Annotated in this window: 3 protein-coding genes; 2 read left to right on the top strand and 1 reads right to left on the bottom strand. The window is 56.6% G+C overall.

The window, feature by feature from the left end; genetic code table 11:
- Positions 1-254: 254 nt before the first annotated feature.
- Entirely contained in the window at positions 255-2,030 is a 1,776-nt protein-coding gene (locus CON77_RS14695; RefSeq protein ID WP_101050333.1) for an AIPR family protein, read from the top strand.
- Positions 2,031-2,071: 41 nt separating this feature from the next.
- Positions 2,072-2,536, top strand: a complete 465-nt coding sequence (locus tag CON77_RS14690; RefSeq protein ID WP_101050331.1) for a very short patch repair endonuclease — start codon at positions 2,072-2,074, stop codon at positions 2,534-2,536.
- Here the strand turns inward: CON77_RS14690 and CON77_RS14685 are convergent.
- Positions 2,533-4,131 (bottom strand): DNA cytosine methyltransferase, encoded by a 1,599-nt coding sequence (locus CON77_RS14685; RefSeq protein WP_232788562.1) that lies wholly within the window; start codon positions 4,129-4,131, stop codon positions 2,533-2,535. The genes CON77_RS14690 and CON77_RS14685 overlap by 4 nt on opposite strands.
- Positions 4,132-4,621 lie beyond the last annotated feature (490 nt).

Below are 4,621 nucleotides of genomic sequence, written 5' to 3'. Positions count from 1 at the left end.
GTGAGCCAGAGCTACCGCCTCAAAGAGGCCGCCGCTCGCATCGCCATCACCCCCGAGTCGTCATAATCTGACCGGTCCTGCCTGGGGGAATTTGGGGTGGCCAAGGGTGGGGGAATTTGACCTGGCCATCGGGGCACTCATGGAACGGTCCCGACGGGCATCACTCGGGTCACATACGAAGTTGAGTTGGACAAAGTAGTTGGTATCTCTACCGACATGCCTGATGTTTTGAAGAAATTGGGAGCACTATAAACATGGATTTGCATGAGTTCCTGGCTGAAACCCAGGCCAACGTTCGCTCGCAGATTCGAGACGGCGCGCTGTTTGAGGAATTGGTTTTCGCGAGTATCGTGATGGACCATATGTCCGAGATCGGCATGACCTTCGAACCGGTGGAATGCCACTACGAGGGCAAGATCCGCAACGCCAACCTGCGCTTGAGCGGATACGCCCTCTCCGAGGACAACGACCAGCTTGATTTGTTTGTGAGCCTCTACGCTGGCGTTGACGTTCCAACGTCGATCCCCGAGCTGGAGACAAAAACCGCCGCCGAACGTTGCCTACGCTTCTTGGAGCGCTGCGCGGACGGGACGCTTGTCCAAGAACTTGAAGAGTCTTCAGACATTCGCTCCCTTGCCATGACCCTGCATGACATCTACAACAATCTGGAACAGATTCGGGTGTTCGTGATCACGGACCGCGTGGCCAAGTCCAAGAGCTTCAAAACGCGCGAGATCGGCGGAAAAGCGGTCCGGCTGGAAGTCATGGACATCGAGCGGTTGTTCCGGCATTGGTCCGAAGGCAAGCCGCGCGACGAGCTTGTGGTGGATTTCAACGAAGTTTCCGGTATGCCCCTGCCCTGCGTGTTCGTGCCAGGCGAAAACGATGACTACGACTACGCCATGACCGCCGTCCCCGGTGAAGCTTTACGGTTGCTCTACGAGAAGTTCGGCGCGCGCCTGCTGGAGGCCAACGTCCGCTCTTTCCTCAGCGTAAAGGGCAAAGGAGTGAATGCGGGCATCCAGTCGACGCTTCGCACATCGCCAGAAAGGTTCATGGCCTACAACAACGGGATCGTCATCGTCGCCGACGAAATGCAGCTCGGCAAGGCTGGCGATGGAGCAAGCGGAATCGCATGGCTGAAAGGCTTGCAGATCGTGAACGGAGGCCAAACCACAGCCTCCCTGTATTTCACCAAGAAGAAATACCCCGAAACCGACCTCAGCCGCGTGCGTGTTCCCGCCAAGATCATCGTCATGAAGACCCAGGATTCAGCGCAGGAAGAAGCGCTCGTATCCGACATCTCCCGCTACGCCAACAGCCAGAATGCGGTTCGCCAATCCGATCTTTCGGCCAACAAGCCATTCCACGTCGAGATGGAAAAGCTCTCTCGCTCCGTCTATTGCCCCGATGGCGTAGGCCAGTGGTTCTACGAGCGAGCAGCCGGCAGCTACAACACGCTTCTGGCTCGCGAAGGAACGACGCCAGTGAGGCTCAAAAACCTAAAGGATGCAATACCCACCGCCCGCCGCATCACCAAGACCGACCTTGCCAAATACCTGACAGCCTGGGATCAGAAGCCGGATGTTGTTAGCCTTGGCTCGCAGAAAAACTTTGATCGCTTCATGGCCTCACTGGCATCGGCCGAGGGCGAAGAAGCGCCGCTTCCAACCGTCGCCGATTTCAAAGCAATGGTGGCCAAGGCCAAGCTCTACAGGGACGCTCAAAAACTGCTGCGCCCGATGTTTCAAGCCTTCCAAGCCAACGTCACTGCCTACACCATTGCACTGACGGCGCAAAAGCTTGGTGACCGCATCGACCTCGATCGTATCTGGGCAAAACAAGCCGTCTCGCCCGAATTACTTGCGCAAATCGCCACTTGGGCACGGGAAGTGAACGAAACGTTGCACGCCACCTCAGGCGGACGCATGATTTCCGAATGGGCTAAGAGACCTGAATGCAAGGAAGCTGTGATGAGCGCGAGCTATTCTGAGCCGGCCAGTGATATTCCTGAGCTCAAAGCCGCATAAGGCGACCGAGGCGCGGCGCAATTGCCAACGACGAGCAGCACATGGCCGATCTAGTCTCCCCTGAGGTCCGCAGTCAGATGATGGCTGGAATTAAAGGCAAGAATTCGGCGCCAGAGCTACTCGTCCGAAAGGTTCTATTTGCTGCAGGTTTTCGCTTCCGCCTACACCAACGGGACTTACCGGGCACCCCCGACATCGTCCTGCCAAGCCGTAAAACTGCGATCTTCGTGCATGGGTGCTTTTGGCATATGCACACGGGATGCAAATACGCAAAGACGCCATCCACGCGCCGCGAGTTTTGGAGGGCAAAGCTCGATGCTAACGTCAAGCGGGATCAGCAGGCTGTTGACAAGCTGGTCGAGATGGGTTGGCGAGTGCTGATCGTTTGGGAATGCGCCACCCGCCAAGCCGACGCGGCTTCGCTGTGGACAACACGAGTTATCGACTGGATCAACAGCGAGGCCCAGCGAGGCGAAATTAGCGCCACGGCACCCACAACCACTTAGCGGGGGATCCCACGCACCGAGGACAGAAACTTGTGGACGATGTTGGCAATCTTGCGGGCCAACAGTGGGGGAACGGCGTTACCGATCTGCCCATACTGTTCTGTCCGGTTTCCCTCGAAATAGTAGTTGTCCGGAAACGTCTGAAGGCGGGCAGCCTCCCGAACCGTCAAGCTTCGGCACTGATACGGGTCTGGGTGGATGTAGTAATGGCCGTCCTTTTTAATGTGAGCGACCACCGTCGTTGAAGGATTTCCACCAATTTGAACTCGAAAACGATCCTTGAACGGGACATCCTCGTCATCGACGTTACCATGGTCAGGCAACAGCTTTGGCGGGAAATTGTTGAGCTTGGGCGAGATACCCTGATCGAGCGCGTAGCAAGCCGCAAATAAATAGCGATGCAAATCCGCCTTCATGTGCTTGCGAGTCTGGTGCTGGATGACTCCTTTCAACCGAGCATCCCAGCACCAAGTCCGTAGCTCCTTCGGCAACTCTTTCGGCGGTTTAGTCTCCGACGCCTTCATGTATTTGCCGCCGGCTGACAGAAGCGTTCCCGCCAGCATCAAGGCGATCTCCATTTGGCGCTCGACAGCGGGCCGCACCGGATCGCGCCACGAAGTCAGGCTAGCGGGGGCCTCCTTGAGCGCCTTCAACCATGCCTGGGGAGAGTCAATCTCTCGAGATAGCTGGCTTCTCAACGCCGGCAGCCCGTGCAAGGCATCTTTGACCCCAACTGTTTCGGAGCTTGGGGTGAGCAGGAATTTGTTTGGGTGAAGGACAAGTTTGTCCGCAGCGTCTGCCAAGTCGGATCGCACGCCGAACAAAATCACCCGGTGGCGGCATTGCGGAATACCATAGTTTTCTGCCTTGATGACATAGTCATTCGGCTTGAGGTCATCACCATGCACCACGAAAGATCGCACTTGGTAGCGAAGTCCTTCAAGCGGATTCTGTAAGTCGGCCAAGATGCGGTCGAAGATGGGTGAACCGCCATGCTGAGAGGTCAGCATGCCCTTGACGTTCTCCATGACAAAAACTGAAGGCTTGAACACCTGAATGATCCGCAGGTATTCGGTGTACAGAAAATGCCGCTTGTCGGCCTCAAAAGCCTCAGGGTTTTTCCCCCGCAGGCGGGACCGGCCTGCAAGCGAATACGCTTGACATGGCGGACCACCGATCAGCACCCAATCTTTGCTGCCACGCAGCGCCTCGCCAATCCAGGCATCTATCTCCTCGTGTGGCGTGACGCCCAGCTCAGCACATCGAGCTTCCGATGCCGCGTGTTCGGCTGCAACCTTGATTTCAGGAAGTTTCAGGAATGCTTCTCGAGAGAGATCGCCGCGGACGTAGTCGTAGTAGCTGTCAGGAACTTCACCTTTTGGAAACTTCCGAAACAGCGCTCGAAGCATCAACGTCTTGTGAGCGATCGGATCCTTTTCGATGGAGACTCTGACGTCGAAACGCCTACGCCCTTCCGCATCGCACAGAGACGAAAAACCCTCGCAAAGCCCCCCTGGACCGGCGAACAGGTCGATCACCGGAATCGCGCCACTCGTTGCCATCAAATCTAGATCGTTTTTCTCAAAGTCTTCCATGGGGACAACCTAGGCGTGGTCTCACCCGTCAACCCCTACGGCACAGCCTTTGAGTCTAGCCCAAATGAACACGTCCAGCCACTTGCATGTAGGCGATGCCTTCCGTCGCCAAGTCACCCAATGGACGCTAGGCGACGGATTTGTGTCCTTTCTGGGCGGGACCGCGATGACACGACAAGTTTGCCCTTGATGATCAACTGCTGCAGCAGCGAGCGGCTGCGATGGCATCCAAGCTCCAGTAGACGCGACAGGACGACAGGTGCTCGGCCTCGGAGCGAGCTCTGAACGCTTGCCACAGCGGCATGAGTAAAGGCAGACATCCGACTTATCGAGCAGAATCTGGCCTATGTTTTTGAGGGTTGACGCCCCGTTTTCTCATTATTCCTGTTGCTCGCACAAGTTGTTGACCGACCCGATCAGTGCGTTCTGCCGCTCGTTGAATTGCAGCAATGCAGTGGTCAACCTGGCCAGTGAACCGCCCCGGGTTTCA

The organism is Macromonas nakdongensis, from assembly GCF_002837145.1.
GTDB lineage: Bacteria > Pseudomonadota > Gammaproteobacteria > Burkholderiales > Burkholderiaceae_C > Macromonas_B > Macromonas_B nakdongensis.
This window is presented reverse-complemented; position numbering and strand designations above follow the sequence as displayed.